General features: G+C 64.2%; 19 protein-coding genes. 15 read left to right on the forward strand and 4 right to left on the reverse strand.

Translation table 11 applies throughout. From position 1 onward, the window contains the following. Positions 1–4 precede the first annotated feature (4 nt). The 3 genes from LB515_RS07870 to LB515_RS07880 all read right to left on the reverse strand — a co-directional run bounded on the left by LB515_RS07870 (position 5) and on the right by LB515_RS07880 (position 3,457). The gene (locus LB515_RS07870) at positions 5–991 is read right to left on the reverse strand and encodes an ABC transporter permease (protein ID WP_140844211.1); all 987 of its coding nucleotides are present in this window, start codon (positions 989–991) and stop codon (positions 5–7) included. A 107-nt stretch (positions 992–1,098) separates the two neighbouring features. Further along, positions 1,099–2,031: a substrate-binding domain-containing protein gene (locus tag LB515_RS07875; RefSeq protein WP_140844574.1), complete on the reverse strand. Its 933-nt coding sequence runs from the start codon at positions 2,029–2,031 to the stop codon at positions 1,099–1,101. 268 nt (positions 2,032–2,299) lie between these two features. Beyond that, positions 2,300–3,457: a fumarylacetoacetate hydrolase family protein gene (locus LB515_RS07880; protein WP_224707355.1), complete on the reverse strand. Its 1,158-nt coding sequence runs from the start codon at positions 3,455–3,457 to the stop codon at positions 2,300–2,302. Positions 3,458–3,655: 198 nt separating this feature from the next. Between LB515_RS07880 and LB515_RS07885 the strand changes: the two genes are divergently transcribed. The 6 genes from LB515_RS07885 to LB515_RS07910 all read left to right on the forward strand — a co-directional run bounded on the left by LB515_RS07885 (position 3,656) and on the right by LB515_RS07910 (position 9,733). Continuing rightward, on the forward strand, positions 3,656–4,939 hold the full coding sequence (locus LB515_RS07885) for an NAD(P)/FAD-dependent oxidoreductase (RefSeq protein WP_224707356.1): 1,284 nt from the start codon (positions 3,656–3,658) through the stop codon (positions 4,937–4,939). A 103-nt stretch (positions 4,940–5,042) separates the two neighbouring features. Then, on the forward strand, positions 5,043–5,930 hold the full coding sequence (locus tag LB515_RS07890; protein WP_140845780.1) for an ABC transporter permease: 888 nt from the start codon (positions 5,043–5,045) through the stop codon (positions 5,928–5,930). Continuing rightward, a complete protein-coding gene (locus LB515_RS07895) occupies positions 5,927–6,745 on the forward strand; it encodes an ABC transporter permease (RefSeq protein WP_140845781.1) in 819 nt (272 codons plus the stop codon). The genes LB515_RS07890 and LB515_RS07895 overlap by 4 nt, the downstream gene beginning before the upstream one ends. Positions 6,746–6,772: 27 nt before the next feature. Then, a complete protein-coding gene (locus LB515_RS07900) occupies positions 6,773–7,843 on the forward strand; it encodes an ABC transporter substrate-binding protein (RefSeq protein ID WP_140845782.1) in 1,071 nt (356 codons plus the stop codon). 206 nt (positions 7,844–8,049) lie between these two features. Beyond that, positions 8,050–8,658, forward strand: coding sequence for a cupin domain-containing protein (locus LB515_RS07905; protein ID WP_224707357.1), 609 nt, complete (start codon positions 8,050–8,052; stop codon positions 8,656–8,658). After that, complete coding sequence (locus LB515_RS07910; RefSeq protein WP_224707358.1) at positions 8,648–9,733, forward strand: ABC transporter ATP-binding protein; 1,086 nt, start codon at positions 8,648–8,650, stop codon at positions 9,731–9,733. The genes LB515_RS07905 and LB515_RS07910 overlap by 11 nt, the downstream gene beginning before the upstream one ends. Before the next feature lie 16 nt (positions 9,734–9,749). On the opposite strand, the gene LB515_RS07915 is transcribed toward LB515_RS07910, so the two are convergent. After that, complete coding sequence (locus tag LB515_RS07915) at positions 9,750–10,448, reverse strand: GntR family transcriptional regulator (RefSeq protein ID WP_224632498.1); 699 nt, start codon at positions 10,446–10,448, stop codon at positions 9,750–9,752. A 227-nt stretch (positions 10,449–10,675) separates the two neighbouring features. Here LB515_RS07915 and LB515_RS07920 point away from each other — a divergent pair, with 227 nt between their 5' ends. The 9 genes from LB515_RS07920 (at position 10,676) to LB515_RS07960 (ending at position 19,910) form a co-directional block, all read left to right on the forward strand. Next, the gene (locus LB515_RS07920) at positions 10,676–11,716 is read left to right on the forward strand and encodes an ABC transporter substrate-binding protein (RefSeq protein WP_224707359.1); all 1,041 of its coding nucleotides are present in this window, start codon (positions 10,676–10,678) and stop codon (positions 11,714–11,716) included. A gap of 77 nt (positions 11,717–11,793) precedes the next feature. Continuing rightward, on the forward strand, positions 11,794–12,873 hold the full coding sequence (locus tag LB515_RS07925) for an ABC transporter ATP-binding protein (RefSeq protein ID WP_224707508.1): 1,080 nt from the start codon (positions 11,794–11,796) through the stop codon (positions 12,871–12,873). Beyond that, positions 12,870–13,793 carry an ABC transporter permease gene (locus tag LB515_RS07930; RefSeq protein ID WP_224707360.1) on the forward strand — a complete coding sequence of 308 codons (924 nt, stop codon included), beginning with the start codon at positions 12,870–12,872 and terminating at the stop codon, positions 13,791–13,793. The genes LB515_RS07925 and LB515_RS07930 overlap by 4 nt, the downstream gene beginning before the upstream one ends. After that, positions 13,790–14,590 carry an ABC transporter permease gene (locus LB515_RS07935; protein ID WP_224632495.1) on the forward strand — a complete coding sequence of 267 codons (801 nt, stop codon included), beginning with the start codon at positions 13,790–13,792 and terminating at the stop codon, positions 14,588–14,590. The genes LB515_RS07930 and LB515_RS07935 overlap by 4 nt, the downstream gene beginning before the upstream one ends. A 22-nt stretch (positions 14,591–14,612) precedes the next feature. Further along, a complete protein-coding gene (gene ggt, locus LB515_RS07940; RefSeq protein WP_224707361.1) occupies positions 14,613–16,199 on the forward strand; it encodes a gamma-glutamyltransferase in 1,587 nt (528 codons plus the stop codon). Between the two features lie 50 nt (positions 16,200–16,249). Beyond that, positions 16,250–17,779, forward strand: coding sequence for an acyl--CoA ligase (locus tag LB515_RS07945; protein WP_224707362.1), 1,530 nt, complete (start codon positions 16,250–16,252; stop codon positions 17,777–17,779). Further along, on the forward strand, positions 17,779–18,756 hold the full coding sequence (locus LB515_RS07950) for a 2-dehydropantoate 2-reductase (protein WP_224707363.1): 978 nt from the start codon (positions 17,779–17,781) through the stop codon (positions 18,754–18,756). The genes LB515_RS07945 and LB515_RS07950 overlap by 1 nt, the downstream gene beginning before the upstream one ends. 101 nt (positions 18,757–18,857) lie before the next feature. Next, complete coding sequence (locus LB515_RS07955) at positions 18,858–19,469, forward strand: 2'-5' RNA ligase family protein (protein ID WP_224707364.1); 612 nt, start codon at positions 18,858–18,860, stop codon at positions 19,467–19,469. Positions 19,470–19,556: 87 nt separating this feature from the next. Then, on the forward strand, positions 19,557–19,910 hold the full coding sequence (locus LB515_RS07960; RefSeq protein ID WP_224630461.1) for a nuclear transport factor 2 family protein: 354 nt from the start codon (positions 19,557–19,559) through the stop codon (positions 19,908–19,910). Positions 19,911–20,001: the final 91 nt, after the last annotated feature.

The following is a 20,001-nucleotide window of genomic DNA, read 5'->3' on the forward strand; positions in this document are numbered from 1 at the left end:
CGTCCTAAGTTCCCGCCTGGTGACGGCGCTCGAGCCATGAATGCAGCGCCATCATGCCGAGAATGATCGCGCCGATGAAAATGTTGTAGGCGAGCCCCGGCACGCCGATCAGCACGATGCCGTTGCGCATCACGCGCAGGATCAGGATGCCGAGCACCGTGCCGATGATCGTGCCGCGTCCGCCGGTCAGCGCCGTGCCGCCGATCACCACCATGGCGATGACCTCGAGCTCGTAGCCCGTGCCGCTGTTGGGATTGGCCGCGGAGGTGCGCAGCGACGAGATGACGCCGGCGAGCGAGGCCATCACCGCTGACAGGATGAACAGGCCGACCTTGACGCGGCTGACGTTGACGCCGCGCGCGCGGGCCGCGTTTGGATTGCCGCCGGCGGCCTGGATCCAGTTGCCGGTGCGACTCTGCGTCAGCACATAGCCCAGCACGACCGCGGCGCCGATGAACCAGAACAGCGAGGCGTAGATTCGGAAGGGTCCGACATAGAAGTCGCCGACCAGGATGTTCGCCAGCCAACTGCCTTCCGCGCTCCAGGTGCGCTGCGGAAAGCCGTCGGTGATGAAAAGCGCCGAGCCGCGCACGACCAGCAGCATGCCGAGCGTCACCAGGAAGGACGGGATCTTGAGCTGGGTGACGAACCAGCCATTCACCAGCCCGATCAGGGCAGCAACGATCAGCGCGATCAGCAGGCCCATTTCCAGCGAGGTGACGCCGCTGTTGTAGAGCGTCCACATCAGCACCGGCGAGAAGCCGAACAGCGAGCCGACCGAAAGATCGAACTCGCCCGACGTCATCAAGAGCGTCATTGCCAGCGCAATCAGGCCGAGCTCGACGGTGAAGGCCAGGATGTTGGAGATATTCTGCGGCGACAGGAAGTCGGGATTGATGCCCCAGAAGACGACGAGCTCGACGATAAGCAGTACCAGCGGGCCGAATTCCGCTCGAGCGATGAAACTTTGAATGAAGGAACGGTTTTCCATTGAGCCCGCGGCGTGAATGACTGGCTGAAGCCCGCTCCGATCAGGCAGGGCTCGACGGTACAGGAAAGCGGCCGCGGCCCGAAAGCCGCGACCGTGGATGTCAGGGATTATTTGCCGGACAGGATCTTGTCGTAGACGCCGGCGGTGTCCTTCTCATAGAGCGCGCCGGTGATGACGTTGAAGCCCGGAGGAATTCCGCTGGCGGCCATGTTGGCCAGCGAAAGCGCCACATAGCTGGTCGCTTGCGGATCCTGCCACTGCCCGGCATTGACGTAGCCGTTCAGCACTTCCTGCGTGGTGTCGAGCGAGTTGCCCCAGCCGACGACCGGGATTTCGCCCGGCTTGACGCCGGCCTGGTCGAAGACGCGCTTGATCGAGCCGGTGACGAGGTCGCCGAGGCCGATGATGGCCTTCACCTTGCCTTTGTGGGCGGTGAGATAGTCGACCATGCGGTTGATCACTTCGGCCTGGTCGAGCGTCGCTTCTGTCACCTCATAGGTGATGCCGGCCGGTCCGAACACGCTCTTGATGCCTTCCTCTTCCTGCACGCCATAGGTGGCGCCGGGAACCTCGACCGGCATCCAGACGAAATCGCCCTTCTTCACCAGGCCTTTGTCGACCAGATATTGCGCCCAGTGCTTGCCGAAGGTGACGTTGTCGCCGCCGACATAGGCGTTGAAGTTGGCCTTCGGATCGGGCGTGTTGAAGTTGATGATCGGGATGTTGGCCGCGCGCGCTTCCTTGACGATCTCGACAAGGCTGCCCGGATCGGGGCTGGTGGTGACGATGCCATCTGCCTTGGCTGAGATGGCGGCGCGGACGGCTTCCTGCTGCGACGCGACATCGCCATTGTGGAACGAGGTGTTCACCTTGTTGCCGGTGTCGCTCGCCCATTGCTTGGCGCCGGCCAGGAAGTAGGTCCAGACCGGATCGGCCGGGCCGCCATGCGAAATCCAGTAGAACGTCTTGGCCTCGGCCATCGCCGGAATGGCGATAGCCGCGATCAAGCCAAGCACGAGCAGTCTTAGCCGCGAAAGCATTCGATTTCCTCCCATGTTGAACTCTCCTCCTGGATCGGCGCGACGCGACCTTGGCCGCATCTCCTGCCCGCGCCGACCGGAACGTCTAGAGCATTCTCTTTTTCAGGCAGTGGCAAGCCTCCATCGCCAATGGATGTTGGCACAGGCGCGCGCGCCATCAGCAATCCCATCAGATTGCATCAGCAGCGGTGATATTCGTTGGGCAAGCGGCGCCATAGACCATCCGCTGCACGGATTGGCCTCCAAGCAACCGCCCTTCGGTGCGGCGTTAGATCAGGCCCGCCTTGGCCAGGTCGCGCATCAGATGGCTGGCGCCGTAGGTCCAGTGCGGGCAGTCCGGCGACAGCCTTACGCGGTTGACCAGAGCGCCGAGCTTTTCCGACGAGATGGTGACGATGTCGCCGACCTTGTGCGTAAAACCCTTGCCCTTCTCGCCGCGATCCTTCGACGGTACGAACATGGTGCCGAGATAGAGCGCCAGTCCGTCGGGATATTGGTGGTGCGGTCCCATTGCCGCCTTGACCAGTTCCTCTGGCGAACGGCTGATCTCGGCCATCGAGCTCGCGCCCTCCAGCGAAAAGCCATCCTCGCCCTCGACGCTGAGCCGCACCGTGGCGTGCTTCACGTCGGCGATGGAGAAGGTTTCGTCGAACAGTCGGATGAACGGCCCGAGCGAGGCGGAAGCATTGTTGTCCTTGGCCTTGCCGAGGAGCAGCGCCGAGCGTCCTTCGACATCGCGCAGATTGACGTCATTGCCGAGCGTGGCGCCGACGATGCGGCCCGAGCTGTCGGCGATCATGGCGATCTCGGGCTCCGGATTGTTCCAGGTGGAGACGGGATGCAGCCCGACATCGGCGCCGAAGCCGACGGAAGCCATCGGCTGGCATTTGGTGAAGATCTCGGCGTCCGGGCCGATGCCCACTTCGAGATATTGCGACCATGCCCCGCGCGAGATCAGCTTGGCCTTGATCTCCATCGCTTCAGGCGAGCCGGGCTTGAGCTTCGAGAGATCGTGGCCGATCAGTCCGGCGATGTCGGCGCGGATGGCGTCGGCCTTTTCGGCCGAACCGCGCGCCTGCTCCTCGATGACGCGCTCGAGCAGGCTGACGACGAAGGTGACGCCAGAGGCCTTGACCGCCTGCAGGTCGACGGGCGACAGCAGGACGGGCTTCCCGGCGTCACGTTTGGCCTCGAAGCTGTTCGCCGCGATTTCTTCCAGCGCTCCGATCGCCTTGCCCTTGGCCGAGCGCAGATAGTCAGCCGGATCCTTCAATTCGCAAAGATCGCGCACCGTAGGCGCCGCGCTCGAGGTAATGTCGATCACCTCGCCGTCCCGCACCGTCACCACCAGCGGATGGGAAGCGGCGCTGGTCTTGGCGCGGCCGACGAAAATTCCATCGGCGGGCAGGCGGGTCGGATCGGTCATGGCATCATTCCTCTCAATTTTTCGCGCGCGGCACTTTTCCTCGATTTCGCGGAAACGTCTATCCCGCCAACCGCAACATTTATGACCATGCATGTGCTGTCACACAGCCACGGCCAAACTGGCCCATCGAAGCGCTCTTTCAAATCTATGAAATCGGCAATAGGATTTTCACGAAGTTCCAGCGCGTAGGTGATCTTCTTGGCCGAAGCCTTTTCCGATCCGATCTGGCGAAAGCCCCAGGCGGCCACGGCGTTTCAGTCTGAGCTTTCGGCCGACGGCACGCTGGACGCGGTCGTCGTCGGCGGCGGCATTATGGGGCTGTCGACCGCGCTGCATGCGGCGCGCGCGGGCCTTTCCGTCCAGGTGCTGGATGCCGGCGCGATCGGGCAGGGCGCTTCAGGCCTCAATGGCGGCCAGGTCATTCCCGGCCTCAAATACGATCCGGAATGGCTGATCGAACACTTCGGCAAGGAACGCGGCGAAGCCCTGGTCGCGTTCGCCGCCTCGACGGCCGATGCCGTGTTCGACGTGATCCGCGACGAGAAGCTGGCGGTGCCGTTCACGCGCAATGGCTGGATCCAGGCCGCGCACACCGAGACCGCGCTCAAGGCAGCGGCGAACCGGGATCGCCAGTGGCGCTCGCGCGGCGCCGACGTCAAATTGCTTGACCAGGCCGAGATCGCGGCCATGACCGGCGCCAAAGGCTATCTCGGCGGCTGGCTGGACCGCCGCGCCGGCGTCATCGATCCGCTGTCCTACACGCTCGAGCTCGCCCGCGTCGCCGCGATCGCTGGCGCCCGAATCGCTGAGCAGCAGCGGGTTGTGAAGCTCCGCAAGGAAGCCGGCGCATGGCGGGTTTCGACGCAAGCCGGCGCCGAGTTGCGGGCCAAGGCGGTCGTGCTAGCCACCAACGCCTATACGGACGGGCTGCTGCCTGGTCTTGCCCAGACGATCGTACCGCTGCATTCCTTCCAGATCGCCACCGCGCCGCTTCCGGCCGAGCTTGCTGCAAGCATCCTGCCGGGTGGTCAGGCCGTTTCCGATTCCCGTCGCATCCTGGTCTACTACCGCCGGAGTCCCGATGGCCGGATGGTGCTGGGCGGTCGCGGCCGCATGGCGCTGCCTTCAAGCGCTGCCGATTGGGCGCTTTGCAAACGCGCGCTCATCCGCCTCTATCCGGCGCTGGGCGGCATCGCCATCGAAAAGCGCTGGTTCGGCCGCGTGGCGCTGACGCCGGATCACCTGCCGCATCTGCATGAACCGGAAAAAGGCCTGCTCGCGGTTGTCGGCTGCCAAGGCAGGGGCGTCGGCCTGATGAGCGCGCTGGGCAAGCGCATGGCAAACTACCTTGCAAGCGGCGACGTGAGGCAGTTGCCGTTTCCGCTGTCGCCGATCAAGCCGATCCCGTTCCACGCTTTCCGCCAAGTCGGCGTCGCCGCGGCAATCACCTGGTACCGCATGCTCGACGCGTTCGAACGCTGACGCCGAATGCGTGCAGCGCACAAGCGAATCTGCTTGACAGTTTCATGAATATGAAAAAACATCAGGCGATTTCAAAAATCCGATGGAGCCAACAGGCACTTCGATGTCGACCATCGCCGCAACACGGCCCTTGCCGGAAAACCGCATCTCGCCGGTCTTCCGTTTCGCCATGCTGCTGCCGGGTGGGCTGGTCACCTTCTTTCTGATCCTGTTCGCGCTTGGCCTGGTGGTCTTTCTCGCCTTCAGGGGCAATGACGGCTCGCTGCTCGGGGTTGGCCTGACGGTCGAAAATTTCGTCACCGTCGCCACCGATCCGCTCTATTGGACGGTGACGCTGCGCTCGCTGGTCATCGCCGGCTTGGTGACGCTCGCCACCGTCGTTACTGCCTATCCGGTCGCCTATTACCTCGCCTTCCATGCCGGGCGGCGCCGCAACCTGCTGCTCTTCCTGGTCACGCTGCCCTTCTGGACCAGCTACCTTTTGCGCGTCTTCGCCTGGAAGATCGTGCTTGCCTATAATGGCGTGCTGAACTCGGCCTTCATCGAGACCGGCCTTTGGAAGGAGCCGACGCTCGCCTTCCTCAACACGCCGGCCGCGGTCGTGGTGACACTCGCCCACGCCTATGCGCCTTTCGCCATCCTGCCGATCTACGTGGCGCTGGACACGATCCCCAAATCGCTGCTCGAAGCAGCCTCCGATCTTGGCGCGCGGCCCTTCACCAGCTTCCGCCGCGTCGTGCTGCCCAATTCGATGCCGGGCGTTCTGGCGGCGGCGCTCGTCGTCTTCGTCCCGACGGTCGGCGACTATGTCACGCCGGCCATGGTCGGCGGTCCGGCCAGCACCATGATCGGCACGCTGATCCAGTCGCAATTCGGCAAGGCCAATGATTGGCCGTTCGGCGCCGCGCTCTCGGTCTGCGTCATGCTGGTCATCCTGTGCGTGGTGCTGGTCGCGCGCGGCGCCGACCGCCGGTTCGGCAGCCGCACATGAGCGCCCGGGCAGACATCAATAGCGACGGCCGCTGGCTCGGCGTCTACGTGCTTGGCTATCTCGTCTTCCTCTATCTGCCGGTGCTTTTGATCCCGCTGTTTTCCTTCAACAACTCGATCCAGGCGGCGTTTCCGTTGCAGGGTTTCACGCTTGAATGGTACCGGACGCTCTACGGCAATCCGGCGCTGTCCGGCGCCCTGGCCAACAGCCTGGTCATCGGGGTCATCGCCGCCTTCGGCGCGACGCTCTGCGGCATCACCGTTTCCTATATGGACCTCTACGGCCGCTCGCCGATCGCCGCCACCATCAGCGCCATCGCTCGCCTGCCGATCCTGATCCCCGGCGTCATCGTCGGCATCTCGCTTTTGATCCTGGTCAATCTGATCGGCCTCGGCCCGTCGCGCGTTTCGATCGTGCTCGGCCACATCCTCGTCGCGCTGCCGACGACGGTCGTGGTGATGCGCAGCCGCTTCGCCGCAATCCCGAAGACGATCCGCGAGGCGGCGCTCGATCTCGGCGCTTCCGACTGGACGACGTTCCGGCGCGTGATGCTGCCGCTCAGCTTGCCCGCCATACTGTCGGCCTTCATGCTCTCTTTCCTGATTTCCTTCGACGAGTTCATCGTCGTCTTTTTCCTCGCCGGCACCGAGCCGACGCTGCCGCTCTACATCTGGAGCCAGCTGCGCTTCCCGCGCTCGTTGCCGACCGTGATGGCGCTCGGCACGGTGATCCTCACTGTCTCCTTCATCATCGCGGGCACAGCCGAAATCCTTCGCCACCGCGGCCTCGGCGCTGCGCACCGCAATCCAGCCTGAACCACAACAAAGAAGAGGAGAACGAAAATGACAGTCCACCTGAAATCGATCGCCGGACACAAAGCCCGGGCTGGCCTTGCCGCGCTGGCGCTCGCGCTGTCGTCGACAGTCGCTCTTGCCGCCGACAAGCTGCAATATTTCACCTGGTCGGGCTACGAATTGCCCGACTTCAACAAGAGCTTCCTTGCCGCGCATCCCGATGGCGTCGAGGCGACGATCTTCGGCGATGATGACGACGCCTTCACCAAGGTCAAGGCCGGCTTCCGCCCGGACATCGCGCATCCCTGCTACGACAAAGTGGCGCGCTGGAACAAGGAAGGCCTGCTGCAGCCGATCGACACCAAGCGCATCAAGAACTGGGATTCGATCTTCCCGGTGTTCAAGAACCTGCCCGACTTGCAGGCCGGCGACGGCAAGGTGTGGATGGTGCCCTGGGATTGGGGCAACACCTCGATCCTCTACCGCACCGACCTGGTGAAGAACCCGGAAGCGAGCTGGAATCTTCTGTGGGACAAGCAATATGCCGGCCGCATGGCGACCATCGACGCCGTGCACGACACGCCGATCGTCGCGGCCCTCCTGGCGGGTGTGAACCCCTTCGACATGACGCCGGACCAGATGGACAAGGTGGCCGAAAAGCTTCGCGAGCAGCGGCCGCTGCTGTCGAGCTACACCACCGACATGACCTCGGTCGAGCAGGCGCTGGCCAGCGGCCAGCTGGTCGCCGCCATGACCTGGAACGCGTCCGCCACCTCGCTCAAGAAGCAGGGCGTGCCGGTCGAATTCATGAAGCCGAAGGAAGGCATGCTGACCTGGGCCTGCGGTTTCGTCATGCTCAAGGACGCCAAGAACGTCGATCTCGCCTATGACTTCATCAACAGCCGCCTCGACGCCGACTCGGGGAAATTCCTGATCCAGTCCTATGGCTACGGCAGCTCGCTCTCGACCGCGTTCGCCGGCGTGTCGAAGGAGGAGTTAGAGAAACTGCAGCTGCCGGCAGATCCGGACGTGATGCTGAAGAGCACCATCTTCACCGGCCCGATGAAGCAGAATGACGATATGGCGAAGATGTTCGAGAAGGTGAAGGCCGGGGGATGACTAGCTCCCCCTTCTCCCCTTGTGGGAGAAGGTGGCCGCGAAGCGGCCGGATGAGGGGTGCTCCAGGGAACACAGACGTCTCACTTCGCTGGAACACCCCTCATCCGTCTCGGCGCTGTCGCGCCGATCCACCTTCTCCCACAGGGGGAGAAGGGGGAGCCTGGCGGCGCTGCATCACACCGGGGAAAGACAACAAGGACCAACGCATGGACATTCTTGACGAAGCGGCGGCAACGCCGAAAGACGATGCCGATATCCGCGTCGGCCGGCGCGTGCGGGCGCTCAGGCTAGAGCGCAAGCTGTCGCTGGCCGAGCTCGCGGCCAAGGCCGGCATCTCCATCGGTGCGCTCAGCCAGATCGAGCGCGGCATGTCCTCGCTACGCGTCAAGGTGATCTGGCCGCTGGCCGCGGCGCTCGACATCGAGCCGTCGGCGCTGATCGCCGACGGCAACGAGGCGGTCAACGATCTCTATTGCGTGCGCGCCGACAAGCGACGGCAGATTCCGGTGAAATCCGAAGGCATCGCCAAGGCGCTGCTGTCGCCGCCGGCCGCGCCGCTGACCGGCATGCTGGTCACGGTCGAGGCCGGCGGCGGCACGGCGGAAGCTTACGCCCATGCCGGCCACGAATTTGGCTTCGTCATGGCTGGCCAGGTCGAGCTGGTGGTGGACGCCAGCACCTATGTGCTCAAGGCCGGCGACAGCTTCGCCTTCAAGAGCACGCTGCTGCATGCCTTCCGCAATCCCGGCGCGGAGCGCTGCCAGATCCTCTGGGTCAACACGATAAAGCCGTCCGAGGTGCGCGATGGCGCCTGACGCGCTCGTACGGCTGCAGAAAATCTCAAAAGTGTTTCCTGGCGGCATTGTCGGGCTTGATAATGTCGACCTCGACATCGCTCCCGGCGAGTTCCTGACCCTTCTCGGCCCTTCCGGTTGCGGCAAGACGACGAGCTTGCGCGTCATCGCCGGCTTCGAGAGCCCTACCAGCGGCGATGTGCTGCTCGACGGCCGCGACATCACCGGACTGCGGCCTTTCGACCGGCCGGTGAACACCGTCTTCCAGGACTATGCGCTGTTTCCGCATATGGACGTCGCGGCCAATGTCGGCTTCGGCCTGTCGCTGCGCAAGCTCACCCGCGCCGAGCAGGCCAAACGGGTCCGCGAGGCGCTCGACATGGTGGGGCTCGCCGACAAGCTGCGCGCCCGCGTCTCCGAACTCTCCGGCGGCCAGCGTCAACGCGTCGCTTTAGCCCGCGCCATCGTCTGCGAGCCGCGCGTGCTTCTGCTCGACGAGCCGCTGTCGGCGCTCGACGCGCATCTGCGCGAGCAGATGCAGGTCGAGCTGAAGCGGCTGCAGTCGCGGCTGGGCACCACCTTCGTCATGGTTACGCACGATCAGACCGAGGCGCTGTCGATCTCCGACCGCATCGTCGTCATGAACAAGGGCCGCATCGAGCAGATCGCGCCGCCGGCCACACTTTACGATCGGCCTGCAACACGTTTCGTCGCCTCCTTCATCGGCACCATGAATCTGTTGCGCTCGCGCTTTGTCGGCCGCGACGGCGAGCGCCTGCGCTTTGCCGCCGGCGACCTGCCGCTGGAAGCGATCTCAGACGGCGGCGAGACGCCGGCCGCCGGAGACACGCGAACCATCGGCGTGCGGCCGGAAGATCTCCTGGTTGTCAGTGAAGCCGGCGAAGGCACTGCGCCGGCACGGGTCAGCGGCGTCGTCTTCCACGGCCGCACGCTGCGCCTGCATGCCGAGCTCGGACAGGGGACTTCGATCGTCATCGATGCCCCACGCCTCGCCGACGGTACTCAATTCAGCGTCGGCGACGTGGCGCATGTCAGCCTGCGGCGCGGCGCCAACTGCCCCATGCTTTCCAACTGATGGAACGGGCCTAGGCTCAAGACGCCTTGGCGAAGAATCCCTGATAATCGGACTTGGCCTGCAGCAGGCGCAGGATGTTCTCGCGCGAGCCGCGCACATGCGCGCGGGCGCGCTCGCCGGCCAGCGCGACGTCGCCGGCGCAGATCGCGTCGACGATGCCGGCATGTTCCTCGCGGGTGAGCTTCCATTCGTCCAGCCACAGAAGCTCGGTCCACACATATTGCTGGCATTTGTCGAGGATGCCGCAAAGCATGCCATGCAGCATCTCATTGCCGCTGATTTCGGCGATCACCCGGTGCAGGTCGATGCCGACCTGAAGCTCCTCGAATTTCTCCCTGGTGCTGCGGTCTGGGATCGCCGCCAGCCGCTCGCATTCGGCGAGCATCTCGCGCAGCCGTGCTTTGTCGGCGGCGGTCGCGTTGGCCGCCGCCAGCTCGGTCGCGCGCCCGTCGAGCAGCTCGCGGATGTCGAAAGCCTCGCGGAACATGATCAGGTTGAACTCGGCCACCACGTAGCCCTGGCGCGGCCGCCCGATCACCAGGCCGTCGCGCTCCAGACGGTTGAAGGCCTCGCGCACCGGCGTGCGGCTCACCTTCAGCCGCTCGGCGATTTCGTTTTCCGTCACGCGGCCGCCCGGCGGAATCTGGCCGGTGATGATCAACGCCTTGAGCTTCTCGAACACCGAGTCGCGCAGCGTGTTCTTTCTCTCCTTCAAGCGTTCCGCCTCCAACGGTCAGTCTGGAATCACAGTTTAGTGCCTTTTAGCGCCTGCTTGAACAGACCGTTTCGGGGCGAGCCGCCGCTCCGAACCGTCCTGCTTTTCCACCACCAAAAACCCGATGTCCCATGTTGACATCGGCTTCCGGCGAATTACACTCAAAATTGTATACAAATTCGCATACCAAATCAACGATAACGGGAACACCGGTTGGAGAAGCGAAAATGACGAAGAGACTCTGTATTCACGGCTTGGCCGTCGCCGGCCTGCTGGCCACGGTCGCCGTCCCGGCATCGGCCGCCGACACCATCACCGTCGCCTCATGGGGCGGCACTTATCAGGAAGCGGAGACCAAGGCCTTCTTCGATCCGACGGCCAAGGAACTCGGCATCACCATCAAGCAGGACACCACCAACGGCCTCGACGACGTGCGGCTGCAGGTCACCGGCAATGCCGTCAAATGGGACATCACCGAACTCGGCGCCGACGAATGCGCGCGCGGCTCGAAGGAAGGCCTGTTCGAGAAGCTCGACTACAACGTTATCGACAAGAGCGGCATCAACCCGAAGCTTGTCCACGACGATTGGGTCGGCATTTCCTACACCTCGGTGGTTTTGATCTATCGCACCGATGTTTTCGGCGACAAGGGCCCCAAGACCTGGGCCGATTTCTGGAATGTCGAGAAATTCCCTGGACGCCGCGCGCTCTCCGGCAGCCAGGCAACGGAGACGCTGAGCGTCGCCGCGCTTGCCAAGGGCATTCCGATCGACAAAGTCTATCCCGTAGACATCGACGGCGCGCTGCAATCCGTCGACAAGGTCAAGGGCCATATCGATGCCTGGTGGACCTCCGGCGCGCAAGCCATGCAGCTCGTGAAGGACGGCGAGGTCGACATGGCGAGCATCTGGAACGGCCGCGCCGGCACGCTGAAGAAGCAAGGCGCGCCGGTCAGCTTCTCCTTCGATCAGGGCGTGCTCACCGCCGACTGCATGGTCATCCCGAAGGGCTCGAAGAACAAGGACGTCGCCATGAAGGCGCTGGCCAAATTCGTCAGCCCCGACCTCCAGGCCAACCTGCCGCTCTATGTCGACAATGGCCCGGCCAACGAGAAGGCCTTCGAGACCGGCAAGATTCCGCCGGAGCGGATCAAGGATATCAATTCCGCGCCGGAGAACGTCAAGAAACAGGTGCTGCAGGATCCCGCCTTCTGGCGCGATACCCTCGTCGAGGCGACCGAGAAGTTCAACAACCTGATCCAGCAATAACGACATCGGAGCGGCGTCCACGAGGCGCCGCTCCGCATCGTTTCGCGAAAAATGATCCGGAGTTGAAGGAGATGCTCTTGTCTCTCGCGCAGTTCGCGCTTCCCATAGGCATCAGCGGTATCGAGAAGCGCTTCGGTGCTGTCTCCATCCTCAGCGACCTCAGCCTCGACGTGGCGGCGGGCGAATTCCTGACGCTGCTCGGGCCGTCCGGCTCGGGAAAGACGACGCTCTTGATGATCCTGGCCGGCTTCGTGCGGGCCAATGCCGGCTCCATCAAGGTCGGCGGCGAGGAGATCATCACCATGCCGCCGCACAAGCGCAATATCGGCATGGTGTTCCAGAACTATGCCTTGTTTCCGCATATGAACGTCTTCCACAACATTGCCTTTCCGCTGAAGCAGCGCCGTGTGCCGAAGGCCGAAACGGCCGAGCGGGTCGAGAGGGCGCTGGACCTCGTGCAGTTGAAAGGCCTCGGCGAGCGGCGTGTCGACCAGCTCTCCGGCGGCCAGCGCCAGCGTGTGGCCTTGGCCCGCGCCATCGTCTTCGAGCCGCGCATCGTTTTGATGGACGAGCCGCTGTCCGCGCTCGACAAGAGCCTGCGCGAGCATATGCAGATCGAGCTGCGCAACCTGCACCGCCGGCTCGGCATGACGACGGTCTACGTCACGCACGACCAGCGCGAGGCGATCACCATGTCGGACCGCGTCGCCGTCATGAATGCGGGGCGCATCGAGCAGATCGATCAGCCCGAGATCCTCTACGCCAGGCCAAAAACGAAGTTCGTTGCTGGCTTCATCGGCGAATCGAGCTTCATTCCGGTCGAATGCCGCAATGGCGGCGTCTGGCATGAAGGCAACAAGCTGCGCATGAAGGATCCAATGCCGTCCTCGGGCCGGCACCTGATGGTGGTGCGGCCGGAGAAGCTGCGCCTGATCGCTGGCGAACAGACTGGCGACATCAACGCGCTGCCGGCGACGGTCGGCGACGTCATTTATCAGGGCGACAGCTTCGTCTGCTATGCGACGCTCAAGGACGGTCGGCAGGTCACTCTTCGCGACTATTGCCGTTCCGACGTGCTGGCGAGACTACCGGCGCCGGGCGAGCCGATAATGCTCGGCATCGATGCGCAGGACGTGGTGTTGGTGGCGGACCAATGAGCCTTGCGTCCGTCAGCCTCGACCACGCCGGGCGGCCCAATGGCGCGCTCAATACCGATGCCTTGCGCGCCGACGCACGGCGGGAATCGCGGGGCCTGTTCGCGCTTTTGTCGCCCGGACTGCTTCTGGTCTTCGCCGTTATCATCGTACCGATCGGGTGGCTGTTCTGGCTTTCGCTGTTCGACGAGAGCGGCCAGCTCAGCGCCGCCAATTATGCGCGCTTCTTCGAGCAGGCCTCCTACATCAAGACCTTCGTCACCACCTTCAAGGTGGCCTTCACCGTCACCGGCGCCTGCGTGCTCTTCGGCTATCCGCTGGCCTATATGCTGTCGCAACTGCCGCGCCGCGCCGCCGGGGTCTGCCTGATCTTCGTCATCCTGCCGTTCTGGACCTCGGTGCTGGTGCGCACCTATGCCTGGCTCGTCATCCTGCAGCGCAAGGGGCTGGTCAACACATGGCTGATGGATCTCGGCGTCATTGGCCAGCCGCTGCCACTCGCCAACAATTTCGCCGGCGTCGTCATCGGCATGACCCACATCATGCTGCCCTTCCTGGTGCTGCCGCTCTACGCCTCGATGAAGACCATCGACGTCGACTGCTTGCGCGCCGGCATGAATCTCGGCGCCAGCCCGGCCGCCACCTTCTGGCAGGTCTTCTTCCCGCTGTCGCTGCCCGGCCTGGCCTCGGGCGTGGTCATCGTCTTCGTGCTGTGCCTCGGCTTCTTCGTCACCCCGGCGCTGATGGGCGGCGGCAAGGTCATCATGTGGGCGATGCGCATGGAGCAGACCACCAGCCTCTATTCCAATTGGGGCGCGGGCGCCGCCCTCGGCGTCGTGCTGCTCGCCGTCACGCTGGCGCTGCTTGGCCTCTTCCACTGGCTGCTCGGCACCCGCGCCACCGGTGTGTGGAGCGAGCGATGAGCATGGAAAATGCCCTGCCCATCTCACATCGGCAGCGTCTGTGGCTCTATACGCTCGGCGGCCTCGTCATGCTGTTCCTGATCGCCCCGTCGGTGATCATCGTCATCATGTCCTTTTCCGGCTCGTCGCTCTTAGAGTTCCCGCCGCAGGAATGGTCGCTGCGCTGGTATGAAAGCTATTTCGGCTCGGTCGAATGGCGCGACGCCACCGTCGTATCGGTCAAGGTTGCGGTCATGACGGCAATCGTCGCAACGCTGCTCGGCACCGCCGCCGCCTACGCCATCAACGCCCGCACACTGCGGCTGACCGGCGCGATCAACGCGCTGCTCACGGCATCGCTGATCATCCCTGTCATCCTGATCGGCATTGGCACCTTTTTCCTCTATGCCCGCATCGGCCTCAACAACACACTGACCGGCTTGGTCATCGCGCACACAGTGCAGGCGCTGCCGCTGGTCGTGCTGACAGTCCTTTCGGGGCTGCGGTCCTACGACATGAACCAGGAGATGGTGGCGCGCAGCCTCGGGGCCGGCCGCTTCTCGGCCTTCTTCCAGGTGACGATGCCGCAGATACGCTTCTCGATCGTCTCGGGCGCGCTGTTTGCGTTCATCACCTCCTTCGACGAGGTGGTGGTGTCGCTGTTCATCTCCGGCGGCGAGACCACGACGCTGACGCGGCGCATGTTCAATGCGCTGCGTGATCAGATCGATCCGACGATCGCCGCCATTTCGACTTGCCTGATCGTGCTATCGATCGTCTTGTTGTCCGCTGCCCAGCTTTTCGGCCGCGGACGTTGAATTCAGGGATACCAAAACCAGCATGCGTGACTTCCAGTTTCCAGGCCGCTCGCCGGTCCGCGCCACCGAGGCCATAGCCGCGACCTCGCATCCTTTGTCGACGCTTGCTGCGATCGACATGCTGCGCGCGGGCGGTAACGCCATGGACGCTGCGGTCTGCGCGGCCGCGGTGCAGGCCGTGGTCGAGCCGCAATCGACCGGCATCGGCGGCGACTGCTTTGTCCTCTATTGCCCGAAGGGCGACGGGAACGTGCTTGCCTTCAACGGCTCGGGCCGTGCGCCAAGAGCCGCGACGGTCGACCGGTATCTGGACAAGGGGTTCAGCGAGCTTCCGAAGCAGGGTCCGCACGCTGTCACCATCCCAGGCGCCGTCGACGCCTGGTGCCGGCTGCTGGAGGATCATGGCCGCAAGGGTTTGGCCGACGCGCTCGCTCCGGCCATCCGTTATGCGGAAGAAGGCTATGTCGTGCACGACCGCGTCGCCTTCGACTGGGAGGATCCCGAGACCGACCTGACGGCTGACGAGGTGGCCACGCGCATCTTTCTGCCGGGCGGCAAGCCGCCGAAGGCCGGCGATGTTCACCGCCAGCCGGAGTTGGCGGAGACGCTGCGCATCATCGCCAGGAAAGGTCGCGCCGGTTTCTATGAAGGCGAGGTCGCGGAGGATCTGGTCGGGCGGCTTTGCGCGCTTGGCGGCCTGCATACGCTCGACGATTTCGCCGCCACCAAGGGCGATTACCGGACCCCGGTCAGCACCTCCTATCGCGGCTACGACATCCACCAGATGCCGCCCAATAACCAGGGCCTGACCGCGCTTCTGATGCTGAACGTGCTCTCGGGCTTCGAGCTGGGCAAGCTCGATCCGGACGGCGCCGCGCGCCTGCACCTCGAGATTGAGGCCGGCCGGCTCGCCTATCAGGATCGCGATATGTTTTTCGCCGACCAGGATCATGTTGACGTGCCGGTCAAGGCGCTGCTTTCCGGCGCCTATGCCGACAGCTTGCGCGCCGCGATCGATCCCGAGCGCGCCATGACCGATCTGCCGCGTCTCGATCTTCCCGGCAGCGACACGGTCTATATCAGCGTCGTCGACCGCGACCGCAACGCGGTGAGCTTCATCAACTCGACCTATTATTCGTTCGGCAGCGGCGTTGTCGGCCCGAAGACCGGAGTCGTGCTGCAGAACCGTGGCTCGAGCTTCCGCCTCGATCCGAAGCACCCGAATGTGATAGCGCCCGGCAAGCGGCCGATGCACACGATCATGCCGGGCATGATGACGAAGGATGGCCGCGCCCTCATGCCTTTCGGCGTCATGGGTGGCGGCTACCAGCCCTTCGGCCATGTGCATCTTTTGACCAACATGATCGACTTCGGCATGGACCCGCAGCAGGCGATCGATGCGGCGCGCGTTTTCTACAACCACGACGTCGTCGAGGCCGAGCGAAGCGTGCATCCCGAGGCCATCGAAGGCCTGCGCCGGCGTGGACATCGCATTGTGGAGCCCGACCATCCGCTGGGCGGTGGGCAGGCGGTGCTGATCGATTGGGAAAAGGGCACGCTGACCGGCGCATCCGATCCGCGCAAGGACGGCCTGGCGCTCGGATATTGAGCAGGCCTTTGCTGGACATAAGCCGATCGTTCGAAACATAGTCTGGAACCATGACAAACAGCGAAAACGCCACCGATCTCGCCCATCGTCTTGCCCCCGGCGCCGACGACGCGCCGGCCATCGCCGCGCCCGAACGGACGGCACTCTCGCATGGCGGGCTGCGCCGCCTAATCCGCGATACCGTGGCGCGCTTGAACGCGCTCGGCATCGGCCGCGGCGACCGCGTCGCCATCGTGCTGCCGAACGGCCCGGAAATGGCCACATCCTTCATCGCGGTGGCGGCGGCTGCGTCCACCGCGCCGCTCAACCCGGCCTACCGGGCCGACGAGCTCGATTTTTATCTCAGCGATATCGGCGTCAAGGCGATCCTCGTGAGCAAGGAGGAGGCAGGCCCCTCGGTCGAGGTTGCCGGGCGCCTCGGCATCCCGGTGCTGCGGCTGGTCGTGCCGGAGGGCGCGCCGTCTGGAACCTTCACGATCGAGGGTGAGCCGGTTGGATCGCCGGTCTCGTCTGGCTTCGCCGCGGAAAGCGATGTTGCGCTGCTGCTCCACACCTCCGGCACGACGTCGCGTCCGAAACTGGTGCCGCTCAGCCACGCCAACCTTGCCGCGTCGGCAGCGCATATCGGCGCGACGCTCGGCCTGACGCCGGCCGACCGCTGCCTCAACATCATGCCGCTGTTCCACATTCATGGGCTGATCGCGGCGGTGCTGTCCTCGCTCGCCGCCGGCGGCAGCGTCTTCTGCACGCCGGGCTTCAACGCGCTGCGCTTCTTCCAGTGGCTCTCCGAAGCCAAGCCCAGCTGGTACACGGCCGTGCCCACCATGCATCAGGCGATCCTGCCGCGCGCCGCCCGCAATCCCGAACAGCTTGCCGAGGCGAAGCTGCGCTTCATCCGCTCGTCGTCCGCTTCGCTGCCGGCGCAGGTGATGGCCGAGTTGGAGAAGACCTTCGGCTGCCCGGTGATCGAGGCTTACGGCATGACGGAGGCCGCGCATCAGATGGCGTCCAACCGTTTGCCGCCGGGCGTGCGCAAGCCCGGCAGCGTCGGCGCGTCGGCCGGACCGGAGGTTGCCGTCATGGCGCCGGACGGTCGGCTGCTCAAACCCGGCGAGGTCGGCGAGATCGTCATTCGCGGACCGAACGTCACCGCAGGCTACGAGAAGAACCCGGATGCCAATGCCAGCGCCTTCGCCCATGGCTGGTTCCACACCGGCGACCAGGGCGTGCTCGACGAGGATAGCTATCTGCGCGTCACCGGCCGGCTGAAGGAGATCATCAACCGCGGCGGCGAGAAGATCTCGCCGCTCGAGGTCGACGGCGTCTTGATGGATCACCCAGCGGTGGCGCAGGTCGTCACCTTCGCCATGCCACATGACAAGCTGGGCGAAGAGGTGGCGGCGGCCGTCGTGCTGCGCGAAGGCGAGAGCGCCAGCGAGGCCGATATCCGTGGCTTTGCACAGACCCGGCTCGCCGATTTCAAGGTGCCGCGCAAGGTGGTGATCCTCGACGAGATCCCGAAGGGCGCGACGGGCAAGCTGCAGCGCATCGGGCTGGCGGCCAAGCTCGGACTCGGCTGATGCGCGTTACAGTCTTTGGCGCCGGCGCCATTGGGGGCTATCTCGCCGCCAAGCTCGCGATCGCCGGCTCGGTCGACCTGTCGATCGTCGCGCGCGGCGCGCATCTGGAAGCGATCAAGGCCGGCGGCCTTCGCCTGATCGAGGACGGCAAGGAAACCGTGGCGCAGGTGAGGGCGGCGGCACGCGCCGAGGAGCTCGGCGTGCAGGACTATGTCGTGCTGGCGCTGAAGGCGCATTCGCTGGCCCCGGCGCTGGACGAGATTGCGCCGCTCTTGGGCGAGGCGACAGTCGTCGTCACCATGCAGAACGGCGTGCCGTGGTGGTACTTCTACAAGGCGGGCGGCGCGCTCGAAGGCACACGGCTCGACGCGGTCGATCCAGGTGGCGCGATCTGGCAGCGCATCGGACCGGAGCGCGTCATCGGCTCCGTCGTCTATCCCGCTGTCGAGGTCGATGCGCCGGGCCTGATCCGCCATGTCGAAGGCACGCGCTTTTCGCTGGGCGAGCCGTCGGGGAAGAAGAGCGAGCGAGCCGCCGCGCTTGCGCGCGAAATGGTCAAGGCCGGGCTGCAGGCGCCGGTGCGCGAGGACATCCGCTCGGAGATCTGGGTGAAGCTTTGGGGCAATCTCTCCTTCAACCCGATCTCGGCGCTGACCGGCGCCACGCTTGCGGCAATCGTCGGCGATGAAGCCACGCGCGCCGTCGCCCGCGCCATGATGCTGGAGGCGCAGGCGATCGGGGAGAAGCTCGGCGTGCGCTTCCTCATCCCCGTCGACCGGCGCATCAAGGGGGCCGGCGATGTCGGCGAGCACAAGACATCGATGCTGCAGGATCTCGAACGCGGTCGGCCGATGGAGATTGACGCGCTGGTCACCGCCGTGCAGGAACTCGGCCGCCTGACCGGCCAACCGACGCCGATCATCGACACCGTGCTGGCGCTGGTACGGCGGCTGGCGATCGAGCGCGGGTGTTATTGACTTCATAGACGTAAAGATCGTCCCCTCTTGACTCTTGCCAATGTTCCTGTTTTGTTCTTGTTAAAAGCTTAACAGGAGCGTTCTCAGCCGAACGAGTACGGATGTCTCGGCAGCAAGAGTTTGATTTCGGCATCCCGATTCCCCCACTGCAGCCGAAGCGGCCGGACCGGGTGTTCTTTGCTCTGTTTTTGCAGGCAAAGGATCGTGCCGCGTTTTGGTCGCTGCAGAGACATCTGTGTGATCTCAACGGGATAACCGGGACGCTGCTGCTAAAAGAGCGATTTCACATCACTCAACAGCATGTGGGCGACTACAAAAGACTTAGATCGAAAATCGAATTCGCGGCCAAGCGGGCCGGCCGAATGGTTGAAATGCCGGCGTTTGAAGTCACGTTTAGCCATGCTGTAAGTTTTCCCGGCCGCCCGGCGGCAAAAGGCAGGCCGCCGTCGCGTCCGTTCGTGCTTTTGGCAGACGATGGGCCGGTCTGCGAACTCAGCCGGTTGATTGGCATCGCCATGAAAGCAAATGGTCTCAAATCGGCGGATCACTTCGTCCCGCATATGACGATTGCCTATGACGAGAAATTCGTCCCCAGGCAGCCGATCGAGCCAATCGGCTTTGTAGCAAGGGAGTTCGTCCTCATTCACAGCCTGCGCGGCCTGACGATCTACAAGGATCTGAGCCGCTGGCCGCTGATGGCCGCGTCATCCTGACACGAATTGTCACCTGCGGAGCGCCGCACCGCTGGCAGATGAACCATCGGTCCCTACTTGATGTCTTGTCCAAACCGGGAGGAAATCATGAACACTGCGGAAATTGCCAAGGATTTCACCGAGCTCCTCAAGAAGGGCGACAGCCACGGTGCCGCCGCGAAATACAATGCCGACGACATCGTCAGCTACGAAGCCATGGAAGGCCCGATGGCCGTGTGCAACGGCAAGGAAGCCGTCAAGCAGAAGGGCGAGTGGTGGGAGGCCAACCATGAGGTTCATGGCGGTTCGGTCGAGGGCCCCTACGTCAATGGCGACCAGTTCGCCTTGCGCTTCAGCTTCGACGTGACACCCAAATCCACCGGCGAGCGCGTCAAGATGGACGAGGTCGGCCTCTACACGGTCAAGAACGGCAAGATCAGCGAAGAGCGGTTCTACTACTGAGCCTTGCTGGGCTCTGAATGCCCTTCGCGCCGCGATTTAAAGAATCAGGCATGGCGGCCTCGGATGATGCCCTGGCCGCCATGCCAGCTTC

The sequence above is a fragment of the Mesorhizobium sp. CA15 genome (genome assembly GCF_020165215.1).
Taxonomy (GTDB): domain Bacteria; phylum Pseudomonadota; class Alphaproteobacteria; order Rhizobiales; family Rhizobiaceae; genus Mesorhizobium.